The following is a 19716-nucleotide window of genomic DNA, read 5'->3' as shown; positions in this document are numbered from 1 at the left end:
ACTCGGTCAGCCGATGCGTACCCGGGGGTCCAGGACGCTGTAGAAGAGGTCGACGATCACGTTGCTGCTGATGATGATCGCTGCCGAGATCAACGTCGTCGCCTCGATCACGGGCAGGTCGCTCTGTCCGACCGCCTCGAGAGCGCGCAGCCCCAAGCCGGGGATGTCGAAGATCAGCTCGGTGAAGATCGTTCCGGTAAGCAGGGTGCCGAAGTCGATGCCGAAGATCGTCACGATCGGCACGATCGCGGCCCGCAGGGCGTGCGTGTAGATGACCCGGCCTTCCTTGAGCCCCTTGGCCCGGGCCGTACGGATGTAGTCCTGGTTGAGCGCCTCGATCATCGATCCTCGGGTGAACCGCGCGTACTTGGAGGAGTTGACCAGCCCCAGCGCGAGCCAGGGCAGCAGCAGAGCCCACGCCCATTGCAGCGGAGAGTCGGTGAAGGAGTGGTAGCCCTTCTGCGGGAAGAGGCCGAGCCCCACCGCGAGGAACAGGAACGCGAGCAGGACGAACAGGTAGTACGGGATCGACTCGATCACCAGCGTGGCGCCGATGACGGCCTTGTCGGACATGGTGCCCCTGCGCCTGGCGGCGAACATCCCGATCGGCACGCCGACGAGCAGGATCGTCACGCCCGCGCCGAGCGCCACCGACACCGTCGGCCCGATCCGGTCCTTGATGTCGTCCCAGACGTTCACCCGGTAGATGAAGCTCACCCCGAAGCAGGGAGCCTCACAGTCGTACGTCTCCGAGCCGGCGTTGATCTCACGGCCGGTGACGATGCCGGACATGTACTCGGCGTACTGGACGTGGATCGGCGCATCGAGGTTGAGCGCCTCACGGATCGCGTCCTGTCGCTCCACCGTGCACTTCGGCTCGGGGCACATCGCGTTGGCGGGGTCGCTCGGACCGTAGGTGAAGATCGCCACCACCGCGATCGAGACCGCGAACAGCACCAGCACTGCCGAGATCAGCCTGCGAACGACAAAACCGAGCATGGTGAGGGGTCTCGCTTTCTAGAGATCGTGTCACGGGCTCCTCGCCCGGAGGGGGTGCCACCCGAGAGTCGGGTGGCACCCCGGTTGCCGAACCGGTCCGGCGCGTGGAGCCGCGCCGGACCGTCACGTCACTTGGTGACGTACATCGTGCTCAGGGTCGGCATGCCCTTGGTCGGCTCGTTGAAGACTCCACCGAGCTTCGAACCCTTGATGAACGCGCTGCCCGCGTACCCGATCGTGACCGCCGGGTAGTAGGTCTCCTGCATCCACTTGTCGAACTCGCCCCAAGCACCCGGGACCTCGTCCGGGTCCATCTTCAGGATCTCGGCCTGCTTGGCGTCAGCGTCGGCCTCCTTGAAGTTGGCCGGGTTCGGCATGCCCTCGGTGTTGGCGAGGTCGCCGTCCCACTGGGCCGGGAACCAGGAGCCGCCCGACGGCCAGTCGGAGCACCAGCCGCTGCTGCGCAGGTTGATGTCAGCCTTCAGGTCGCTGCGGTCGTCACGGATGGTCTCCGTGGTCGACGCCAGCGGGGTCGCCTTGAAGCCGGCGGCCTCGTAGGCCTTGACCTGCTGGTCCTTGACGGCGACAGCCTCCTCGTCGTCACGGGCGTAGTACCACTTGAGCTCGAAGCCCTCCGCGCCCGCTTCCTTCAGCAGCGCCTTGGCCTTCTCCGGGTCGGTGGTCTGACCGTCCTGGCCCTCGGGGTACTCGTAGTCGACGCGACCAGCGGTCCCCGGGGGGAGGATCGCGGTCGACGGCTGACGGGTGACGCCGACGATCTCGCCGGCAGCCTTCCACGCGGCCTGGTAGGGGTAGGCCCAGCCGATGGCCTCGCGGACCAACTTGTCCTTGATCTTGTTCTGGTCCATGAAGACCATGAACGTGCACGGCGAGGAGCCGAGGATCAGGTTGTCCGGAGCCGTCTCCTTCACGGACTTGTAGGTCTGCGGGGTCACGTTGTCGTAGGTCAGCGTGGTCTGCGCCGCACCCTTGTCGCCCTTGATGGTGTTCTCCAGCTTGGCCGTGTCCTGGGCGAACTTGAAGCTGAAGCCGTCGACGGCCTGGATCCGGCCGGGGTCGCTGGCCGCGTCCCACTGGTCGTTCTTGACCAGCTCGAGCGAGGCGCCCGGCTTGTAGGACGCGAACTTGTACGGACCGGTCGCCATCGGGTGCGACTCATAGGCCAGCGGGTCGGTGTCCTTCGCCTTCGGGATCGGCGAGAAGACCGGGAAGGAGGCGTAGTAGTCGAGCTCGGGGAACGGCTGGGCGAGCTTGATGATCACCTTGTTGCCGTCGACCTCGACGCCCTTGTAGTCCTCGCCGCCGTACCAGCCGTTGCCGGCCTCGTAGCCCGAGAGCTTCTTCAGCTCGGCCTCGGTGTCGGCGAAGGGACCCTTGTACTTGTCACCGTCGACGAAGAAGGTGGTCTGGTAGGTCGGGCCGTCGGGAAGCGTCTCGATGGCGAAGGACCGCTTGATGCCGTACGCCACGTCCTCGGCGGTGATCTCGGTGCCGTCCTCGTACTTGACGCCGTCCCTGAGCTCGAACGTCCAGGTGAGGCCGTCCTCGGAGGTCTGGCCGAGATCGGTCGCGAGGTCGGGGACCAGGATGGTGTCCTTGGCCTTCTCGTCGTAGACGTACTGAGTCAGCGAGCGAGTGACCAGACCGGACATGATCGCACCGGAGTCGGTGTAGTAGGTCCGGGTCGGGTCGAGCGTGTGCGGCGCGACCGAGGTGAGGATCGACACGGTGCCGCCCTCGGCGGCGTCCGCCGGGACCTTGACCGGGCCTTCGGCGGTGGCGTCCTTACCAGCGCCGGCGCCACCACCCTCGATGAACTCGCCATCGTTACCTTCGGACCCTCCGCCTCCCCCGCCGCACGCAGCAGTGAGCATCAGGGCAGCGATCGCACTGGCGGCAATCGCTGTTCTCTTCATTCGCATCGTATGTGTCCACCTTTCAGGGCTCTTGATGCCTCTCTCCGACAACGTGATCACCGGAAAGACTTGGGATCGAAGGCGTCACGAATGGCGTCTCCGAGCAGGTTGAGCGCGAAGACCAGGACCACGATCCCGATGATCGGCGCGTACAGGTACAGCGGGTACTCCTCGAACCAGCCCTGGGCACGGTTGATCGTCTGGCCCCAGGACGGGCGACCGGTGACGCCCACACCGAGGTAGGCCAGCGAGGCCTCCGCGGCGATGAGCGCGGGCAGCATCAGCGAGAACGAGACCACGATGGGCGCGACCAGGTTGGGCAGCAGCTCCTTGAACAGGATCCGGCGGGTCGGCATGCCGAGGACGTGCGCTGCCTCGATGAACTCCCGCTCGCGCAGAGAGATCACCTCGCCACGCACCAGACGGGTCAGTCCCATCCAGCCGAAGACCGAGAGGATGAGGACCATCGCGATCAGGGACGCGGAATCGAGCAGTGCCGGCTGGGCCCCCCAGCGGTCGATGATCATCGGCGCGACCGCGATCGCGACGAGCAGGAACGGCAGCGTGAGGAACAGGTCGGTCATGAACGTGATGATCCGGTCACCCCAGCCACGGCTGTAGCCCGCGATCAGGCCGAGCACGACCCCGACCACCGTGGAGACGATCGTGGCCACGGAGGCGACCATCATCGACGTACGAGCGCCGTAGAACCACTCCGCCAGCAGGTCGTTGCCCGAGTTGGGCTCCAGCCCCAGCGGGGCCTCCCAGGTGAAGCCGTAGTTCGGCGGACCGATGACCGGGTAGTTGAACGAGTCGGTGTCGGTCACCGGGTCCCCGGCTCGCACCTCGACACCGAACAACCGGCACAGCTGCGGAGCGAAGATCGCGATCAGGATGTAGAGCAGGACGATGCCGGCGCAGAGCATGGCGATCTTGTCCGAGCGCAGCCGGTCCATGGCGATCCGCATCGGCGAGCGGCCGGCGACCTTCTTGGTGCGCGGCTCCGGATCGACCTCGGGATCAGGACCCTGGATCAACACTTCGGACACAGTCATACGCTCGGATCTCCATTCGAATGCCTCGGGCTCGGCTCGCCCAAGACCAGACCACTAGGCGCAGTCCCGAACCAGCGCGCTGCCTCAAGTTATGCCAAGTGCAGGTGGCGCGGGAGGCTCTACAGATAACGGTTCGGTACCGACAGTGACCTATGACACATCTGTAACAAAGAAGGTCCGCAGCCAATGGCTGCGGACCTTCTTTGGTAATCCTGCTGTCACACAGAAGATTCTCCGGATCGAACACCTTCAGTGGTCGAGCTTGTCGAGACCTCACAGGCACGACCTGCCCGGTGGTCGAGCTTGTCGAGACCTCTCAGGCACGACCCCGCGAGTTGTTCGCCAGGTCGTACCAGGTGTCGGCGTAGCCCGGGCCGTCGCCCGGGATCTCGGCCGGGCTCGCGCCCGGGTCCGGAGCTCCGTACTCGTCGACACCGAGCAGCGGCGCGGTGACCGGCCGCTCCGGCGCGTGCCCGACCTCGCTCGCGAAGTGGCAGGCGACCTTGTGCCGCTGGTCGATCTGCAGCAGCGGCGGCTCGACCACGGAGCAGATCTCCTTCGCGATCGGGCAACGCGTGCGGAAGTGGCACCCCGACGGCGGGTTGACCGGGCTGGGGACGTCACCCTCGAGCCTGATCCGCTCCCGGCGACCGCCCGTCTGGGCCTGCTTGATGTCGGGCACCGCAGAGAGCAGCGCCTGCGTGTAGGGGTGATGAGCATTCTTGTAGATGCTCTCGCGATCACCGATCTCGACGATCTTGCCGAGGTACATCACCGCGATCTCCGGCGAGAAGTGACGCACGATCGCGAGGTCGTGGGCGATGAACAGGAACGCGATCCCGAACTCTTTCTGGATGTCCTGGAGCAGGTTGATCACCTGCGCCTGGATCGAGACGTCGAGCGCGGAGACCGGCTCGTCAGCGACCAGGACCTTCGGCTGGAGCGCGAGCGACCGAGCGATGCCGATGCGCTGACGCTGGCCGCCGGAGAACTCGTTGGGATAGCGGTTGTAGTGCTCCGGGTTGAGGCCGACGATCTCCAGCAGCTCCTGGACCTTCTTGAGCACCTGCTTCTTGGGCACTGTGCCGTGGATCACCATCGGTGCCCCCACGATCGCACCCACGGTGTGCCGCGGGTTCAAGGAGCTGTAAGGGTCCTGGAAGATCATCTGGATGTCGCGGCGCCGCGGCTTGAGCTGGCGCTGGCTCAGCTTGGCCAGGTCTCGGCCCTCGAACTCGATCGAACCCTCGGTCGGATCGTAGAGGCGCGTGATCAGCCGACCGGTCGTCGACTTGCCACATCCCGACTCGCCGACGAGGCCGAGAGACTGACCCTCGCGCAGCTCGAAGGAGACGCCGTCGACTGCCTTTACGTGCCCGACCGTTCTCCGGAGCAAGCCGCTCGACTTGACCGGGAAGTGCATCTTGAGGTCGGTGACGGTCAGCACCGGCTTCTTCGAGGCGTCGAACATCGCGGCGGTGTGCGAGTCGTCGAGGAGGTTCTCGAGCGACTCCGCCGAGGTCTTCGCCTCCCCATTCGGGACGGCTTCCCGCTGCTCCTCAGCGGGGAGCCCACCAGTGGACTGGTCGGTCATCGGTCTTCCTCCAGGAGGTCAGGGGCGATCTCGGGCAGCACCTCTTCGCGGTAAACCGCCTCCGGGTCGGCAAGATGGCAGCGCTTGAAGTGGGTCGGACCGCTCCGTGCCGGAAGCAGCTCAGGCAGCTCGGTGGAGCACAGACCACCCGGGACCTTGGCGACGTGGGGGCATCGCGGGTGGAACGAGCATCCGCTCGGAAGGTTGAGCAGGCTGGGCGGATTGCCTGCGATCGGGATCAGCTTGGCGTTCGTATCAGCCTCGACATCCGGGATGCTGCTGAGCAGACCCCAGGTGTAGGGCATCTCCGGTCGCACCAGGATGTCCTTCGCCGGCCCCTTCTCCACGGCCCGGCCGCCGTACATGACCATCACGTCGTCGGCGAACTCGGCCACGACGCCGAGGTCGTGGGTGATCAGGATGATCGCTGAGTTGAACTCGCGCTGCAGGTCCTGCAGCAGGTCGAGGATCTGCGCCTGGACCGTCACGTCCAACGCCGTCGTCGGCTCGTCCGCGATCACCAGCTTGGGGTCGTTGATGAGCGCCATCGCGATCATCACCCGCTGCCGCATGCCGCCGGAGAACTGGTGCGGGTAGTCCTTGAACCGCATGTCCGGCTGGGGGATGCCGACCCGGTCGAGCATCTCGATGGCCCGCTTCTCCCCGTCACGCTTGCTGGCGCTGGGGTGGTGCGCGAGGTAGGCCTCGGACAGCTGCTTGCCGATCCGGAAGTACGGGTGCAGGGCAGCGAGGGCGTCCTGGAAGATCATGGCGACGTCGTTGCCGCGAAGCGCCCGCATCGCCTCCTCGCCCTTACCGAGGATCTCGTCGCCGCCGACTCGGATCGAGCCGCTGAGCTCGGTCGATCGGCGGTCGTGCAGGCCGAGGATGGCCATCGACGAGACCGACTTGCCCGAGCCCGACTCGCCCACGATGCCGAGGGTCTTCCCCAGCTCGACCTCGTAGGACAGGTTGGAGACGGCGCTGACGACACCATCGGCCGTCGGAAACCGCACGCTCAGGTCGTCGACGACAAGAAATGGCCCGTCGTCAAAGGGGTTGGCCGCACTGGTCATGAGATCCTCACTCGGGAAAAGAAAGCTGCAGAAGACGGAGGCATCACTAGGCCACCTTCACCCGCGGGTCGATGTAGGCGTAGAGGATGTCGACGATGATGTTCGCGATGATCACGATCATGCCGGCCAGCAGCACGATCCCCACGAGGACGGCGAGGTCAGAGACTTTGCTCGCATCGACCGTCAGCATGCCGATGCCGTGATACGTGAAGACGCGCTCGGTGATGATCGCGCCACCCAGCAGGCTCGCGAAGTCGAGACCCGTCATCGTGACCAGCGGCGTGAGCGCTGCGCGCAGAGCGTGCTTGAACACGACCGTGCGCGTCTTGAGGCCCTTCGCCTTGGCCGTGCGGATGTAGTCCTCGCTCAATGACTCGAGCACGAACGCGCGTGTCATCCGCACATAGCCGGCAAGATAGAGGAGCGCCAGGGTGAGAGCCGGGAGCAGCAGGTTCGAGAACCAGCCCCACAGCCCGCCGTCGGCGATCTCGGTGTATCGCGGTAGCGGGAACACGCCCCACTTCACCGCGACGTACTGCAGCAGGAACACGGCGATCGCGAAGCTCGGGAAGGCGTAGATCACGAGGGTCCCACCGACGACGCCGCGGTCGATGAGCGAGCCCTGGTAGATCGCCGCGAGGATTCCGAAGAGCACTCCACCGATGAGCCACATCACCAGTGCCACGATCGCCAGCGATGCCGTGATCGGCAGCGCGTCGGCGACCATCTCGTTCACTGTCTTCGAGTCCAGGTGGGAGTAGCCCAGGCAGGGCGCACCACAGTGCGTCACCTGGTCGGGGGCGGCCGCCCGCTGCTCCGGGTCGAGCGGGAACTCGCGGCCCACCGCAAGTCCCTTGACGTAACCGGCCCATTGGACTACGAACGGCTTGTCGTAACCGAGTGCCGCACGCGTCTCGTCACGCTGCTCCGGGCTGCAGTTCTTCCCGCACGCGAACCGAGCAGGGTCGATGGGTGAGGCGAAGAACAGTACGAAGGTGATGAACGTCAGCGCCAGGATGAGGACGATCCCCACCAAGCACCGTCGGACGACATAGGCCCACATCGGACGTACTCATCCTTTCAGATGGCTTGTTGTTTCACGCGGCCACAGCGGCCGCGGAGCTCCGGTCATCGGACCGGAAGTCGCTGGTGCCGGGCGGACATAGCGCCCACCCGGCACCAGCGGCTAGTGATCATTCAGCGAGCGACAGAATCAGTTCTGAACGCCGATGAGACCGATCTCCGCGTAACCCGAGGAGGCCGGCGTCGTGGTGAAACCGGTGACCTTGGAGCCGTGGAGCCAGTTGAACTTCGTGACGTTGAGCGGGAAGTAGGCGATGTCCTTGCCCAGGATCTCGTCACCCTCCTGCAGCGCCTTGATCTGAGCGTCGAGGTCGGAGGCGTTGGCGGCCTCGTCCATCTTCTTGTTGAACTCGTCGCTGTGGTAGCAGCCGTAGTCGTTGTTGCAGTCGGTCGCGGAGATGTTCGGCCGGCTGTCGAACAGCGGCGGCATGACGGTCATCATGCTCGGCCAGTCGTTACCCCAACCGCCCATCATGAGGTCCGAGTCCTTGTTGGGCTTGGAGATGACGTCGTAGTAGGTGTCACCGAGGCCGTCGAGCGTGACCTGGAAACCGGCGGCGTCCCACTTCTGCTTCAGCGCGCCCATGGCGGCGTCGTTGGTCGGCGACTTCGCGTAGGTGAGCTTGATCGGGTAGGGAACCTTCTCGCCCGACTCCTCGAGGAGCTTCTTCGCAGCCTCGACGTCGCCGGAGTTGTCACCCTCGAACGCCGGGTTGTCCTGGTAGCCCGGGGTGACCGGGTTGACCAGCGACTCGGCGGGCACCGCGACCTTGTCGCCACCCAGCGCCTTGACGAACGAGTCGATGTCAGCGCCGACCTTGAGGGCTTCGCGCACCTTCGGGTTGGTCAGCTTCTTCGCGTTCGGCACCATGTAGTTGACGTACGGCGAGAGCACGTTGCGGTAACGCTTCTCGACATCGCCGGTGACCTGCTGGAGCATCGTCGCCGGCAGGCGGCCGGTGGTGATGGCGTACTGGTCGTCACCGGAGTTTGCGAGCAGACGCTGGTTGATGATCTCGGCAGCGTCGTCGGAGCCGTCGATGGACCAGACGATCTCGTCGGGAAGCGCCAGCCGGAGCTTCTCCGGGGTGTCGGTCTTCTCGTCGTACTGGTCGTTGCGGACCATGGTGGCGCCCTTGTTCTTGTCCCAGACGCCGCCCTCGAGCTTGTAGGGCCCGTTGGACAGGACCTTCCACTCCGACTTCGGGCCCTCGTCGAACGACTCCTTGTAGGGGTCGGTCATCATCATGCCCGCCGCGGCGAGCGGGAAGTCCGCCCACGGCTTGTTGAAGTTGTAGGTGATCTTGTTGCCGTCGCACGCGATGGCCTTGTCGAACTCGGCCTGCTGCTCAGGAGTGGCCTTGTACGGGCCCGGGTAGGCCGGCTTGCCGTCCTTCTGCGGGACGTCGAGGTAGCTCAGGGTGTAGTTGGGGCCACCGGTGATGACGTCGTTCGCGAACACACGCGACGCGCCGTAGCGGAAGTCCTCACAGGTGATGTCGGAGCCGTCTTCCCACTTGACGCCGTCCTTGATGGTGAACTCCCAGGACGAGGCGTCTTCGTTGGGCGTGCCCGTGTCCGTGGCGAGGTCGGCGACCGGCGTGTTGCCGGCCTTCTCGTCCTCGTCCATCGGGAACGCGACCAGGCCGCGGTAGACGGTGCGTCGCCAGTTGGCGAGCTGAACACCGAGGTAGATGCGCTGCGGGTCCGCACTCTCGAAGGGCGAAGAGAGCAGGTAGTTCAGCGTCCCGCCCTTCGAGGCGGTCTCATCACCGCTGCCCTCATCCGAGCCGGAGCCGCCGCAGGCGGCCAGGCTGAGTCCCAGACCGGCTGCCACCGAGGCGGCACCGATCCTCCTCAACATGCTTCTCATTGTTGTGTCCTCCTTGAGTGCGCGACTCGATGTCGCACGTTTGGGTCGTCGGCGGGGCCGACTGGCTGTCACGAACAGAGAGGCTCTGTTCATCGACCTGACTTGGGATCAAGCGCGTCCCGCAGGCCATCTCCGAGAAGGTTGAAGCAGACGACGACGAGCGCGATGAGCACCGCCGGGATGATGAAGTACGTCAGGTTGCTCGAGATGAAGCTGAGCGAGTCGGTGAGCACGTTGCCGAGCGTCGGGGTCGGCGGCGCGACGCTGACGTTGAGGTAGGCCATCGCGGCCTCGGCCGAGACGAACGCCGGCATCATCAACGTGAAGGAGACCAGGATCGGCGCCCACAGGTTGGGCAGGATCTCCTTGAAGTAGACCCGCATCCGGGAGGCGCCGACGAGGTTCGCGGCGTGCACGAACTCGCGCTCGCGGAGCGTCAGCACCTGGCCACGGACCAACCGCGCCGTCGTGGTCCAGCCGAAGATCCCGAGGACCCCGACCACGTAGACGAACCGCGGCGCTGGGCTGCCCTCACCGCCCGGCACATGCAGCACCTCGATGATGAAGGCGAGCGCGACGCTGGAGAGTGCCAGCAGCATCAGCGTCTGCGGGAAGGCCAGGGTCAGGTCGATGATGCGGCCGATGATCGCGTCCACCCAGCCACCGGCAGCACCCGAGACGATCCCGAGGACGACTCCGATGAAGATCGCGATCAGCGCGGCCAGCAGCGCGATGCTCAGCGAGAAGCTGATTCCGTACCACACTCGCGCCAGCGAGTCGCGCCCCGTGCGAGGCTCGACCCCGAACGGGTGATCCGCTGAGATGCCACCGTAGGGACCATCCGCCACCTGGTACTCGTTGAGCAGGGTTTGGTCGTAGGTGAACGGATCCAGGACGTCGGCCGCCACGAGGATCGGCGCTGAAGCCGCCGCGATGACATAGAAGATGACGACGAACAACGAGATCATCGAGATCTTGTCCTTGCGGAACCGCTCCATCGCCAACCGCATCGGAGACTTGCTGACGACCTCCTTGCCGGCGTTCGCGTCTTCCTCGCCCGTATGGGGATTCGCCAGCTCGACCTGAGTGCCAGGCGTGGTCATGCTCACCTCGTCAGTTTCTACGTTCAGTCGTGTAGCCAGCAGTGCCGTCGCCACACACATGGCAACGTTCGACCCACGATGTCGACGGACGGAACTCTATGTGATCCCTTGCCCGGATGCGCCTCGTAGGGGTAACGATCCGATTTCATCCGCGACGCCCCATTCCCCCGGACGCATTTCCGCCATAGACGCCGGTAACGCAAGAGTCTGCGGTCGAGGCGAGATCCTGCCGCAGAGCCAGATCACTGCCTCTCGAGAACCTCAAAACCGAAGAAGGTTCCCGAAACCCTGGGGTTTCGGGAACCTTCTTGGTCTCGAGGTCAGGCTCCTGCCTTCTCCTCAGGGGTCGAGGGCTTGGCGTCGACGCCCGCCTCCTTGCGCTGCTCGGGCGTGATCGGCGCCGGGGCGGCGGTGAGGGGGTCGTAGCCGGCGCCCGTCTTCGGGAAGGCGATGACGTCGCGGATCGAGTCGGTGCCGGCGAGGAGGGCGACGACGCGGTCCCAGCCGAAGGCGATGCCGCCGTGCGGCGGGGCGCCGAACTTGAACGCGTCGAGCAGGAAGCCGAACTTCTCCTCGGCCGCCTCCTCGTCGATCCCCATCAGCTCGAAGACGCGCTTCTGGACGTCCTCGCGGTGGATACGGATCGAGCCGCCGCCGATCTCGTTGCCGTTGCAGACGATGTCGTAGGCCCAGGCGAGCGCGTTGCCGGGGTCCTTGTCGAAGCCCTCGACGTCCTGCGGGCTGGTGAAGGCGTGGTGAACCGCGGTCCACTCCCCCGCACCGACCGCGACGTCACCGGACTCGACCGCCTCGGAGGCCGACTCGAGCAGCGGAGCGTCGACGACCCACAGGAAGCTCCAGTCGCCGTCCTTGCGGAGGTCGAGGCGGTTGCCGATCTCCAGGCGGGCGGCACCGAGCAGGGACCGGCTCGCCTTGGGAGTGCCGGCAGCGAAGAAGATGCAGTCGCCCGGGTTGGCGCCGACGTGAGCGGCCAGTCCGGCGGCCTCGGTCTCGGAGAGGTTCTTGGCGACCGGACCGGTCAGCGAGCCGTCCTCCTGGACCAGGACGTAGGCCAGGCCCTTGGCGCCGCGCTGCTTGGCCCAGTCCTGCCACCCGTCGAGCTGACGCCGCGGCTGGCTCGCCCCGCCCGGCATCACCACGGCACCGACGTACGGGGCCTGGAAGACGCGGAACGTCGTCTCGGAGAAGTAGTCGGTGCACTCGGTGATCTCGATGCCGAAGCGCAGGTCGGGCTTGTCGGAGCCGTACTTCGCCATCGCGTCCGCGTAGGTCATCCGCGGCAGCGGGAGCGGCACGTCGTAGCCGATCAGCTTCCACAGCGCCGCGACGATCTCCTCGCCGAGCGCGATCACGTCGTCCTGCTCGACGAAGCTCATCTCGATGTCGAGCTGGGTGAACTCCGGCTGCCGGTCGGCGCGGAAGTCCTCGTCACGGTAGGCGCGGGCGAGCTGGTAGTAGCGCTCCATGCCGGCGACCATGAGCAGCTGCTTGAACAGCTGCGGGGACTGCGGCAGCGCGTACCACGAGCCCGGCTGCAGACGAGCCGGGACCAGGAAGTCGCGGGCGCCCTCGGGCGTGCTCCGGGTCAGGGTCGGGGTCTCGATCTCGACGAAGTCATGACCGGCGAGCACGTCGCGGGCGGCCTTGTTCGCCTTCGAGCGCAGCCGGATGGCGTTGCCGGGCGCGGTGCGGCGCAGGTCGAGGTAGCGGTGCTTGAAACGTACGTCGTCGCCGACCTCTCCCTGGGCGGAGGAGGCGGCGTCGTCGATCGGGAACGGGAGGGGCGCGGAGGCGCTGAGGACCTCGAGGTCCTGGGCGACGACCTCGATCTCGCCGGTCGCGAGCTTGTCGTTGACGTTCTCGCTCGTGCGGGCGACGACCTCGCCGGTGACCTTGATGCAGTACTCGTTGCGGAGCGCGTGGGCGATCTCCTCGTCGCGGACGACGACCTGGACCACGCCGCTGGCCTCACGCAGATCGAGGAAGGCGACCCCGCCGTGATCGCGTCGGCGGGCTACCCAGCCGGCGAGGGTCACGGTCTGGCCGACGTGCTCGGCACGCAGGGTGCCGGCGTCGTGGGTGCGGATCACTTCTCTTGCTCCTCGTTGTCGTTCCCGGTGGTCGAGCCTGTCGAGACCACTTGCGGGGTCAGGTCGTTCTGGTTCGCCGGTGTCCAGGTGGCCGGGTCGGCCGGGACCTGGTCGCCGGTGCGGATGTCCTTGATCTCGTACGCCTCTGTGCCGTCTTCCCGGCGGGTGGCGAAGAGGACGTACGGGATGCCGCGGCGCTCCGCGAAGCGGATCTGCTTGCCGAACTTGGCGGCGTTGGGCGAGACCTCGCAGGCGACATCGTGAGCGCGCAGCTGCTGCGCCGCCGCATCGGCCTCGGCCCGGCTCTCCTCGTCGGAGACGGCGACCAGGACGGTGCTCGGGACCTTGCGGTCGGCGTCGAGCACGCCCTTCTGCACCAGCGGCACCAGGACGCGGCTGACGCCGAGCGAGATCCCGACGCCTGGGTAGGTCGTCTTCCCGTCGCTGGCCAGCGCGTCGTAGCGTCCGCCGGAGCAGATGCTGCCGAGGCTCTCGTAGCCGTCGAGACGGGTCTCGAAGACGGTGCCGGTGTAGTAGTCGAGACCGCGGGCGATGCTGAGGTCGGCCACGATGCGTACGCGCTCGGTGTTGAGCGGCGCGGTGGCGTTGATCAGCGTGGCCAGCTCGGTCAGGCCCTCGTCGAGCAGGTCGCTCTCGACCCCCATGGCCCGGACCTTCTCGACGAAGGTGTCGTCGGTGGCGGTGATCGTGGCGAGCTCGAGGCACTTGGCGGCCTGCTCGTCGCTCAGCCCGGCCTCTGCGACCAGCAACTTGCCGACCTCGGTGGCCGGCATCTTGTCGAGCTTGTCGATGAGCCGCATGGTCTCCTCGACGTCGGGCACGCCGAGGCCGGCGTAGAAGCCCTGGATCAGCTTGCGGTTGTTGACCTGGAGCGTGAACCCGGGCAGGAAGGTCAGCTTGCCGAGCGCCTCGAGCATGACCCGGGCGACCTCGACGTCGTGGTGGAAGGGCAGCGTGTCGCGCCCGACGATGTCGATGTCGGCCTGCGCGAACTCGCGGAAGCGGCCCTCCTGCGGGCGCTCACCGCGCCAGACCTTCTGGATCTGGTAGCGGCGGAACGGGAACTCCAGCTTGCCGGCGTTCTCCAACACGTAGCGGGCGAAAGGGACGGTGAGGTCGAAGTGGAGCCCCATCCCTTTGTCTCGCGACTCGTCCTGCTCCTGGAGTCGCTTGAGGACGTAGACCTCTTTGCTGGTGTCGCCCTTGCGCAGCAACTGGTCCATCGGCTCGACGGCGCGGGTCTCGATGTTGCCGAAGCCGTGCAGCTCGAAGGTGCGGCTCAGGGTCGCGATGACTTCGCGCTCGACGGTGCGCTGGCTCGGAAGGAACTCCGGAAACCCGGAGAGCGGTGTTGGCTTGTTCATGGCGTGGTGATCAGGTCCTGAAGAAATGGGTTGGTGGCGCGCTCGCGCCCGATGGAGGTCTGTTCGCCGTGTCCGGGGAGCACCACGATGTCGTCGGCGAGGGGCAGCACCTTGGTGGTCAGGGACTGCAGCATCGTGGCGTGGTCACCGCCGGGGAGGTCCGTACGCCCGATGCTGCCCGCGAAGAGCAGGTCGCCGGAGAACATCACATCACTGACCTCGGCGTGGTCGGGGTAGGGAGTCCGGAAAGTGACCGACCCCTCGGTATGCCCGGGCGTATGGTCGATCAGGAAACTCATCCCGGCCAGGTCGATCGCTTGGCCGTCGCTCAGCTCCCGAACGTCGTCGGGCTCCACGAAGTCGTAGGTGCCCCCTTGGATGTCTGCCATCCCGAGCAGCATCTGCGCCGACTCCGGCGAGATGCCTGCCATGGGGTCAGCCAGGAGGTGGCGGTCGTTGGGGTGGATCCACGCGGTGGAGTCGTACGTCCTGCTCACCGGCGTCACGGACCACATGTGGTCGACGTGGCCGTGGGTGAGGAGCACGGCAACCGGCTTGAGACGCTGCTCCCGGACGACCTCCGCGATGCCGTCGGCGGCGTCCTTCCCGGGGTCGATCACGACACACTCGGAGCCCGGGCCGGTGGCGGCCACGTAGCAGTTGGTGCCCCACGGACCGGCGGGAAAGCCTGCGATCAACACGAGAAACACCCTATCCAGCGGTACAGTGCAGCGCCGCATCGTGGCGTCTGACTACGATGGGCACCCCGAGGTGTGTCGGGACACCATGGGGACCTGCAAGTTGAGCCGACCGGGACTGTGACGAGCACGGTGTCCGGCGGGGGAGATTTCATAAGAGGTTAGCGCCTCATGCGAAGAGTAGGGACATTGTGACCAGCGAGCAGTGGGGTCGGGTCGAGGAAGACGGAACGGTCTACGTGAAGACCGCTGAGGGTGAGCGTTCCGTGGGGCAATACCCAGAAGGCACGCCGGAGGAGGCGCTTGCCTTCTTCACCAACCGGTTCGACCAGCTCGCCTTCGAGGTCGAGCAGCTCGAGCGGCGGGTGCATGCGGGCAAGACGTCGCCCGACGAGGCGACCGTGGCGGTGAAGACCGTCGTGGAGAAGGTGACCGAGGCCAACGCCGTCGGTGACCTGGCCTCGCTGGTGGCGCGGCTGGAGGCCTTGGCCCCGGTCATCGCCATCCAGCGCGAGGCCCGCAAGGCCGAACGGGCCGCGAAGGCAGCCGAGGCGAAGGTCGCCAAGGAGGCCCTCGTGGACGAGGCCGAGAAGCTGGCCCAGAGCAATGACTGGCGCAACGGTGCCAACCGGCTGCGTGAGCTGCTCGACCAGTGGAAGGCGCTCCCCCGCATCGACCGCGGGTCCGACGACGCGCTGTGGCGCCGCTTCTCGACCGCACGCACCGCCTACACCCGTCGACGCAAGGCCCACTTCGCCGAGCTCAACGCGCGGCGCGAGGACGCCAAGGTGATCAAGGAGCGGATCATCGACGAGGCCGAGCAGCTCTCCACCTCCACCGACTGGGGCCCCACCGCCGGTCGCTACCGCGACCTGATGCGCGACTGGAAGGCCGCCGGGCCGGCGCCCAAGGACGTCGACGACAAGCTCTGGAAGAAGTTCCGAGCCGCCCAGGACGTCTTCTTCGGCGCCCGTGACGCCGCGAACTCGGCGCTCGACGCCGAGTTCGCGCAGAACGCCGTGGTCAAGGAGGGGCTGCTCGCCGAGGCGCAGGAGCTGCTCCCGCTGCTGGAGAAGGGCGACGATCTCGACAGCGTCAAGCGTTCGTTCCGCGACATCGCCGACCGCTGGGACGAGGCCGGCAAGGTCCCGCGCGACCGGATCAAGGAGCTCGAGGGCGCCATGCGCAAGGTCGAGCAGGCCATCAAGTCCGCCGAGGACGACCAGTGGCGCAAGTCGGACCCCGAGAAGTCGGCTCGTGCCGACGACATGATCGCCAAGCTCGAGGAGGCCATCGCCCAGGTCGAGTCCGACCTGGAGAAGGCTCAGGCGTCGGGTGACGCCCGGAAGATCAAGTCGCTCGAGGAGAACCTCGAGTCGCGTCGTCAGTTCCTCGACATGGCCAAGCGGGCTTCCGCCGACTTCTCCTGAGAGTCTCCGGAGCGCCCGGTGCTACCGGGCGCTCCGAATCTCAGAACGGCGAAGGTCCCTGCGGACCGTTGGGGTCGGGCGATGCGCCCCGGTAACCATCTCGGCCGTCGCCGCCCATACCCACCTGGCCGACTGAGCCGGTCCTACGCGGCAGGCTTGGCCTCACCAGACCCCAGACCAGGGTGATCACTACGGCCACCGCCGCGACGACGAGTATCCACGTGAACAAGTTCATGAGCCACACTCCTCTGTTCAGCGGCCGTGGTACTCGGCCTTGCCGATGGTTTTGCCCAGGTTCGAACGGGCAGTTCGCTCGTCGATGACGCCCTTGCGCGGCTTGAAGACGGACCATGCGGCACTGACGACGAGAACTACGCCTGCGATGATGAGTATCCAGGTGAACATCCCGAGCTCCTTCACTGGTTGATCATTGGGTGACGCGGTAGGCGTCGAAGACGCCGGGGACGGTGCGTACCTGCTTCAAGACGGTGTCGAGGTGCTTGGAGTCGGCCATCTCGAAGGAGAAGCGTGACTTGGCGACGCGGTCGCGGGTCGTCTGGAGCTGCGCGCTCAAGATGTTCACGTGGGCGTCGGAGAGCGCCATGGTGATGTCGGACAGGAGCCGGGCCCGGTCGAGGGCCTCGACCTGGATGTTGACCAGGAAGACGGAGTTGGAGGTCGAGCCCCACTCGACCTCGAGCAGGCGCTCGGGGTGGGAGCGGAGCTCGGTGGCGTTGGTGCAGTCGGTGCGGTGGACCGAGACTCCCCCGCCCTTGGTGACGAAGCCGAGGATGTCGTCGCCGGGAACCGGGGTGCAGCACTTGGCGAGCTTGACCCAGACGTCCGGGGATCCCTTGACGACGACCCCGGCGTCGGAGCTGGTGGTGGAGACCTTGCCGTGGCGTCGGCGGCCGACGTTGACGGCTTCGGCGAGATCCTCAGCGGCGCCGTCGTTGCCGCCGTGGTCCTCGATCACCCGGCGTACGACCGCTTGGGCGGAGAGGTGGCTCTCGCCGACCGCGGCGTAGAGCGACTCGACATCGCCGAGGTCGAAGTGGTCGGCGGCCAGCATGAGCGACTCGCGCGACATCAGCCGCTTGAGGGGCAGGCCCTCTTTGCGCATGAGCCGGGCGATCGCGTCCTGGCCCTTCTCGATGGCCTCGTCGCGGCGCTCGCGGGTGTGCCACTGCCGGATCTTGGCCTTGGCCCGGTTGGACTTGACGAAGGAGCCCCAGTCCCGCGACGGGCCGGCGTTGGGCGACTTGGAGGTGAAGACCTCGACGACATCACCGCTCTCCAGGGTCGACTCCAGCGGGACCAGACGCCCGTTGACCCGGGCGCCGATGGTCTTGTTGCCGACCTCGGTGTGGACGGCGTACGCGAAGTCGACAGGGGTCGCGTCAGCGGGCAGCGCAATCACGTCGCCCTTGGGGGTGAAGACATAGACCTCGGTGCGCTTCATCTCGAAGCGCAGCGACTCCAGGAACTCGCCGGGGTCGTTGACCTCCGACTGCCAGTCCATGAGCTGCTTGACCCAGCTCATGTCGTTGTCCATCGGCCGGTCGGTATCGACACCGCTGCGGCCGTCCTCCTTGTACTTCCAGTGCGCGGCCACGCCGAACTCGGCACGGCGGTGCATCGCGAAGGTGCGGATCTGCAGCTCGACCGGTTTGCCCTGCGGGCCGATCACCGTGGTGTGCAGCGACTGGTACATGTTGAACTTCGGCATCGCGATGTAGTCCTTGAAGCGCCCCAGGACGGGGTTCCACCGCGAGTGCAGGATGCCGAGGACGGAGTAGCAGTCGCGCTCGTCCTCGACCAGGATCCGGATGCCGACCAGGTCGTTGATGTCGGAGAAGTCCTTACCGCCGACGATCATCTTCTGGTAGATCGAGTAGTAGTGCTTCGGTCGCCCGGTGACGGTCGCCTTGATCCGAGCCTCGTGCAGGTCGCGCTCCACCTGGTCGATGACCTGGGCCAGGAACTTCTCGCGCGAGGGGTTGCGGTCGGCGACCAGGCGGACCAGCTCGTCGTACATCTTCGGGTAAAGGGTCGCGAAGGCGAGGTCCTCGAGCTCGAACTTGATCGTGTTCATGCCGAGCCGGTGGGCCAGCGGCGCATAGATGTCGAGCGTCTCGCGCGCGCTGCGCTCCTGGCTCTTCTGCGGGACGTACCGCAGCGTACGCATGTTGTGCAGGCGGTCGGCCAGCTTGATCACCAGCACCCGGATGTCGCGCGACATAGCCACGACCATCTTGCGGATCGTCTCGGCCTGCGCCGAGTCGCCATAGGTGACCTTGTCGAGCTTGGTGACCCCGTCGACGAGGTGAGCGACCTCCTCACCGAAGTCGCGGGTGAGCTCCTTGAGCGTGTAGGGGGTGTCCTCGACGGTGTCGTGGAGGAGCGCCGCCACCAGGGTCGGCTCGGTCATGCCGAGCTCGGCGAGGATCGTGGTCACCGCGAGCGGGTGGGTGATGTAGGGATCACCGCTCTTGCGCATCTGGGTGCCGTGCAGGCGCTCCGCAGTGACGTAGGCGCGCTCCAGCAGCGTCAGGTCGGCCTTGGGGTGGTTGGACCGCACCGCTCGGAAGAGCGGTTCGAGCACGGGGTTGCCCGCGTTTCCTCGACCGCCCATCCGGGCGAGACGCGCACGTACGCTGCGGCCCGACGGCGCAGGGCCAGTGCTCTCCCGGGCCTCGATGTTGTGCGCCCGAGGCTGCGCAACGATGCGATCCTCTGCCATGATCCGAGTCTACCGGCCGGACCGCCGACGTTGGCTAGCGAAACAGTTGCTACGTGGACAAGAGCGCGTGCACCGGAGTGTCGGGAAGCTTGCTCCGCGGGTCGAGGAAGCCGAGCTCGAGCAGCACCGAGACGCCTTCGACGATGCCGCCGCAGCGCTCGACCAGCTCGATCGTGGCCGCGGCGGTGCCACCGGTGGCGAGCACGTCGTCGATGATGAGCACCCGCTCCCCTGGCTCGACCGCGTCGGTGTGGATCTCCAGCGTCGCCTCGCCGTACTCCAGCGAGTAGGAGACCGCGTGAGTCTCCCGTGGGAGCTTTCCGGCCTTGCGCACGGGGACGAATCCGACCCCGAGATGCAGGGCCGCGGGAGCGCCGAGGATGAAGCCGCGCGACTCCATCCCGAGCACCTTGGTCACGGTCGGGTTGCCGTCTGGATCGAGAGCCGGGGCCCCGAGCGCCTCGACCACCTGGGTGAATCCCGCGTGGTCGGCCAGGAGCGGAGTGATGTCCTTGAACCCGACGCCCGGCTCGGGGAAGTCGGGCACGTCGGTGACCAGCCGCTCGAGAACCTCATCGAGCGACCGGTCACCTGCGCCTGTCTCGGAGACAGTCACGCGCCCGCCTCCG

General features: G+C 66.5%; 16 protein-coding genes. 1 reads left to right on the top strand and 15 read right to left on the bottom strand.

Features of this window, described 5'->3' with window-relative positions; all coding sequences use genetic code 11:
• Positions 1-6: 6 nt before the first annotated feature.
• The 11 genes from ABZZ22_RS13665 to ABZZ22_RS13615 form a co-directional block, all read right to left on the bottom strand.
• Positions 7-999 carry an ABC transporter permease gene (locus tag ABZZ22_RS13665; RefSeq protein WP_292653053.1) on the bottom strand — a complete coding sequence of 331 codons (993 nt, stop codon included), beginning with the start codon at positions 997-999 and terminating at the stop codon, positions 7-9.
• Positions 1000-1127: 128 nt separating this feature from the next.
• Positions 1128-2936, bottom strand: coding sequence for an ABC transporter substrate-binding protein (locus ABZZ22_RS13660; RefSeq protein WP_354932090.1), 1809 nt, complete (start codon positions 2934-2936; stop codon positions 1128-1130).
• Between the two features lie 56 nt (positions 2937-2992).
• Complete coding sequence (locus ABZZ22_RS13655) at positions 2993-3991, bottom strand: ABC transporter permease (RefSeq protein WP_354932087.1); 999 nt, start codon at positions 3989-3991, stop codon at positions 2993-2995.
• A 316-nt stretch (positions 3992-4307) separates the two neighbouring features.
• Entirely contained in the window at positions 4308-5462 is a 1155-nt protein-coding gene (locus ABZZ22_RS13650) for a dipeptide ABC transporter ATP-binding protein (RefSeq protein WP_354932190.1), read from the bottom strand.
• 119 nt (positions 5463-5581) lie between these two features.
• Positions 5582-6601, bottom strand: a complete 1020-nt coding sequence (locus ABZZ22_RS13645) for an ABC transporter ATP-binding protein (RefSeq protein WP_354932084.1) — start codon at positions 6599-6601, stop codon at positions 5582-5584.
• A 106-nt stretch (positions 6602-6707) separates the two neighbouring features.
• Positions 6708-7724, bottom strand: coding sequence for an ABC transporter permease (locus ABZZ22_RS13640; RefSeq protein ID WP_354932081.1), 1017 nt, complete (start codon positions 7722-7724; stop codon positions 6708-6710).
• Between the two features lie 150 nt (positions 7725-7874).
• Positions 7875-9608 carry an ABC transporter substrate-binding protein gene (locus ABZZ22_RS13635; RefSeq protein ID WP_354932078.1) on the bottom strand — a complete coding sequence of 578 codons (1734 nt, stop codon included), beginning with the start codon at positions 9606-9608 and terminating at the stop codon, positions 7875-7877.
• A gap of 98 nt (positions 9609-9706) precedes the next feature.
• Positions 9707-10720, bottom strand: coding sequence for an ABC transporter permease (locus ABZZ22_RS13630; protein ID WP_354932075.1), 1014 nt, complete (start codon positions 10718-10720; stop codon positions 9707-9709).
• A gap of 320 nt (positions 10721-11040) precedes the next feature.
• Positions 11041-12831, bottom strand: a complete 1791-nt coding sequence (aspS, locus tag ABZZ22_RS13625; RefSeq protein WP_354932072.1) for an aspartate--tRNA ligase — start codon at positions 12829-12831, stop codon at positions 11041-11043.
• A complete protein-coding gene (gene hisS, locus ABZZ22_RS13620; RefSeq protein ID WP_354932069.1) occupies positions 12828-14216 on the bottom strand; it encodes a histidine--tRNA ligase in 1389 nt (462 codons plus the stop codon). Before hisS ends, aspS begins: the two co-directional genes overlap by 4 nt.
• Positions 14213-14917, bottom strand: a complete 705-nt coding sequence (locus tag ABZZ22_RS13615; RefSeq protein WP_292647744.1) for an MBL fold metallo-hydrolase — start codon at positions 14915-14917, stop codon at positions 14213-14215. Before ABZZ22_RS13615 ends, hisS begins: the two co-directional genes overlap by 4 nt.
• A 188-nt stretch (positions 14918-15105) precedes the next feature.
• Here ABZZ22_RS13615 and ABZZ22_RS13610 point away from each other — a divergent pair, with 188 nt between their 5' ends.
• On the top strand, positions 15106-16344 hold the full coding sequence (locus ABZZ22_RS13610) for a DUF349 domain-containing protein (RefSeq protein ID WP_354932065.1): 1239 nt from the start codon (positions 15106-15108) through the stop codon (positions 16342-16344).
• A 40-nt stretch (positions 16345-16384) separates the two neighbouring features.
• On the opposite strand, the gene ABZZ22_RS13605 is transcribed toward ABZZ22_RS13610, so the two are convergent.
• The 4 genes from ABZZ22_RS13605 to ABZZ22_RS13590 are packed head-to-tail and all read right to left on the bottom strand — an operon-like array spanning position 16385 to position 19703.
• A complete protein-coding gene (locus tag ABZZ22_RS13605; RefSeq protein WP_354932062.1) occupies positions 16385-16579 on the bottom strand; it encodes a hypothetical protein in 195 nt (64 codons plus the stop codon).
• 17 nt (positions 16580-16596) lie between these two features.
• A complete protein-coding gene (locus ABZZ22_RS13600; protein ID WP_354932059.1) occupies positions 16597-16764 on the bottom strand; it encodes a hypothetical protein in 168 nt (55 codons plus the stop codon).
• Between the two features lie 7 nt (positions 16765-16771).
• Positions 16772-19087: a bifunctional (p)ppGpp synthetase/guanosine-3',5'-bis(diphosphate) 3'-pyrophosphohydrolase gene (locus ABZZ22_RS13595; RefSeq protein ID WP_354932056.1), complete on the bottom strand. Its 2316-nt coding sequence runs from the start codon at positions 19085-19087 to the stop codon at positions 16772-16774.
• A gap of 49 nt (positions 19088-19136) precedes the next feature.
• On the bottom strand, positions 19137-19703 hold the full coding sequence (locus ABZZ22_RS13590; protein WP_354932053.1) for an adenine phosphoribosyltransferase: 567 nt from the start codon (positions 19701-19703) through the stop codon (positions 19137-19139).
• Positions 19704-19716: the final 13 nt, after the last annotated feature.

The sequence above is a fragment of the Nocardioides sp. NPDC006273 genome, assembly GCF_040613495.1.
GTDB lineage: Bacteria > Actinomycetota > Actinomycetes > Propionibacteriales > Nocardioidaceae > Nocardioides.
This window is presented reverse-complemented; position numbering and strand designations above follow the sequence as displayed.

Excerpts from the sequence above, each read along its gene's own strand:
- ABZZ22_RS13665 (WP_292653053.1), bottom strand. The coding sequence starts at position 999 with ATGCTCGGTTTTGTCGTTCGCAGGCTGATCTCGGCAGTGCTGGTGCTG.
- hisS (WP_354932069.1), bottom strand. The coding sequence starts at position 14,216 with ATGAACAAGCCAACACCGCTCTCCGGGTTTCCGGAGTTCCTTCCGAGC.
- ABZZ22_RS13650 (WP_354932190.1), bottom strand. The coding sequence starts at position 5,462 with ATGTTCGACGCCTCGAAGAAGCCGGTGCTGACCGTCACCGACCTCAAG.
- ABZZ22_RS13640 (WP_354932081.1), bottom strand. The coding sequence starts at position 7,724 with ATGTGGGCCTATGTCGTCCGACGGTGCTTGGTGGGGATCGTCCTCATC.
- ABZZ22_RS13605 (WP_354932062.1), bottom strand. The coding sequence starts at position 16,579 with ATGAACTTGTTCACGTGGATACTCGTCGTCGCGGCGGTGGCCGTAGTG.
- ABZZ22_RS13595 (WP_354932056.1), bottom strand. The coding sequence starts at position 19,087 with ATGGCAGAGGATCGCATCGTTGCGCAGCCTCGGGCGCACAACATCGAG.
- ABZZ22_RS13655 (WP_354932087.1), bottom strand. The coding sequence starts at position 3,991 with ATGACTGTGTCCGAAGTGTTGATCCAGGGTCCTGATCCCGAGGTCGAT.
- ABZZ22_RS13630 (WP_354932075.1), bottom strand. The coding sequence starts at position 10,720 with ATGACCACGCCTGGCACTCAGGTCGAGCTGGCGAATCCCCATACGGGC.
- ABZZ22_RS13660 (WP_354932090.1), bottom strand. The coding sequence starts at position 2,936 with ATGAAGAGAACAGCGATTGCCGCCAGTGCGATCGCTGCCCTGATGCTC.
- ABZZ22_RS13635 (WP_354932078.1), bottom strand. The coding sequence starts at position 9,608 with ATGTTGAGGAGGATCGGTGCCGCCTCGGTGGCAGCCGGTCTGGGACTC.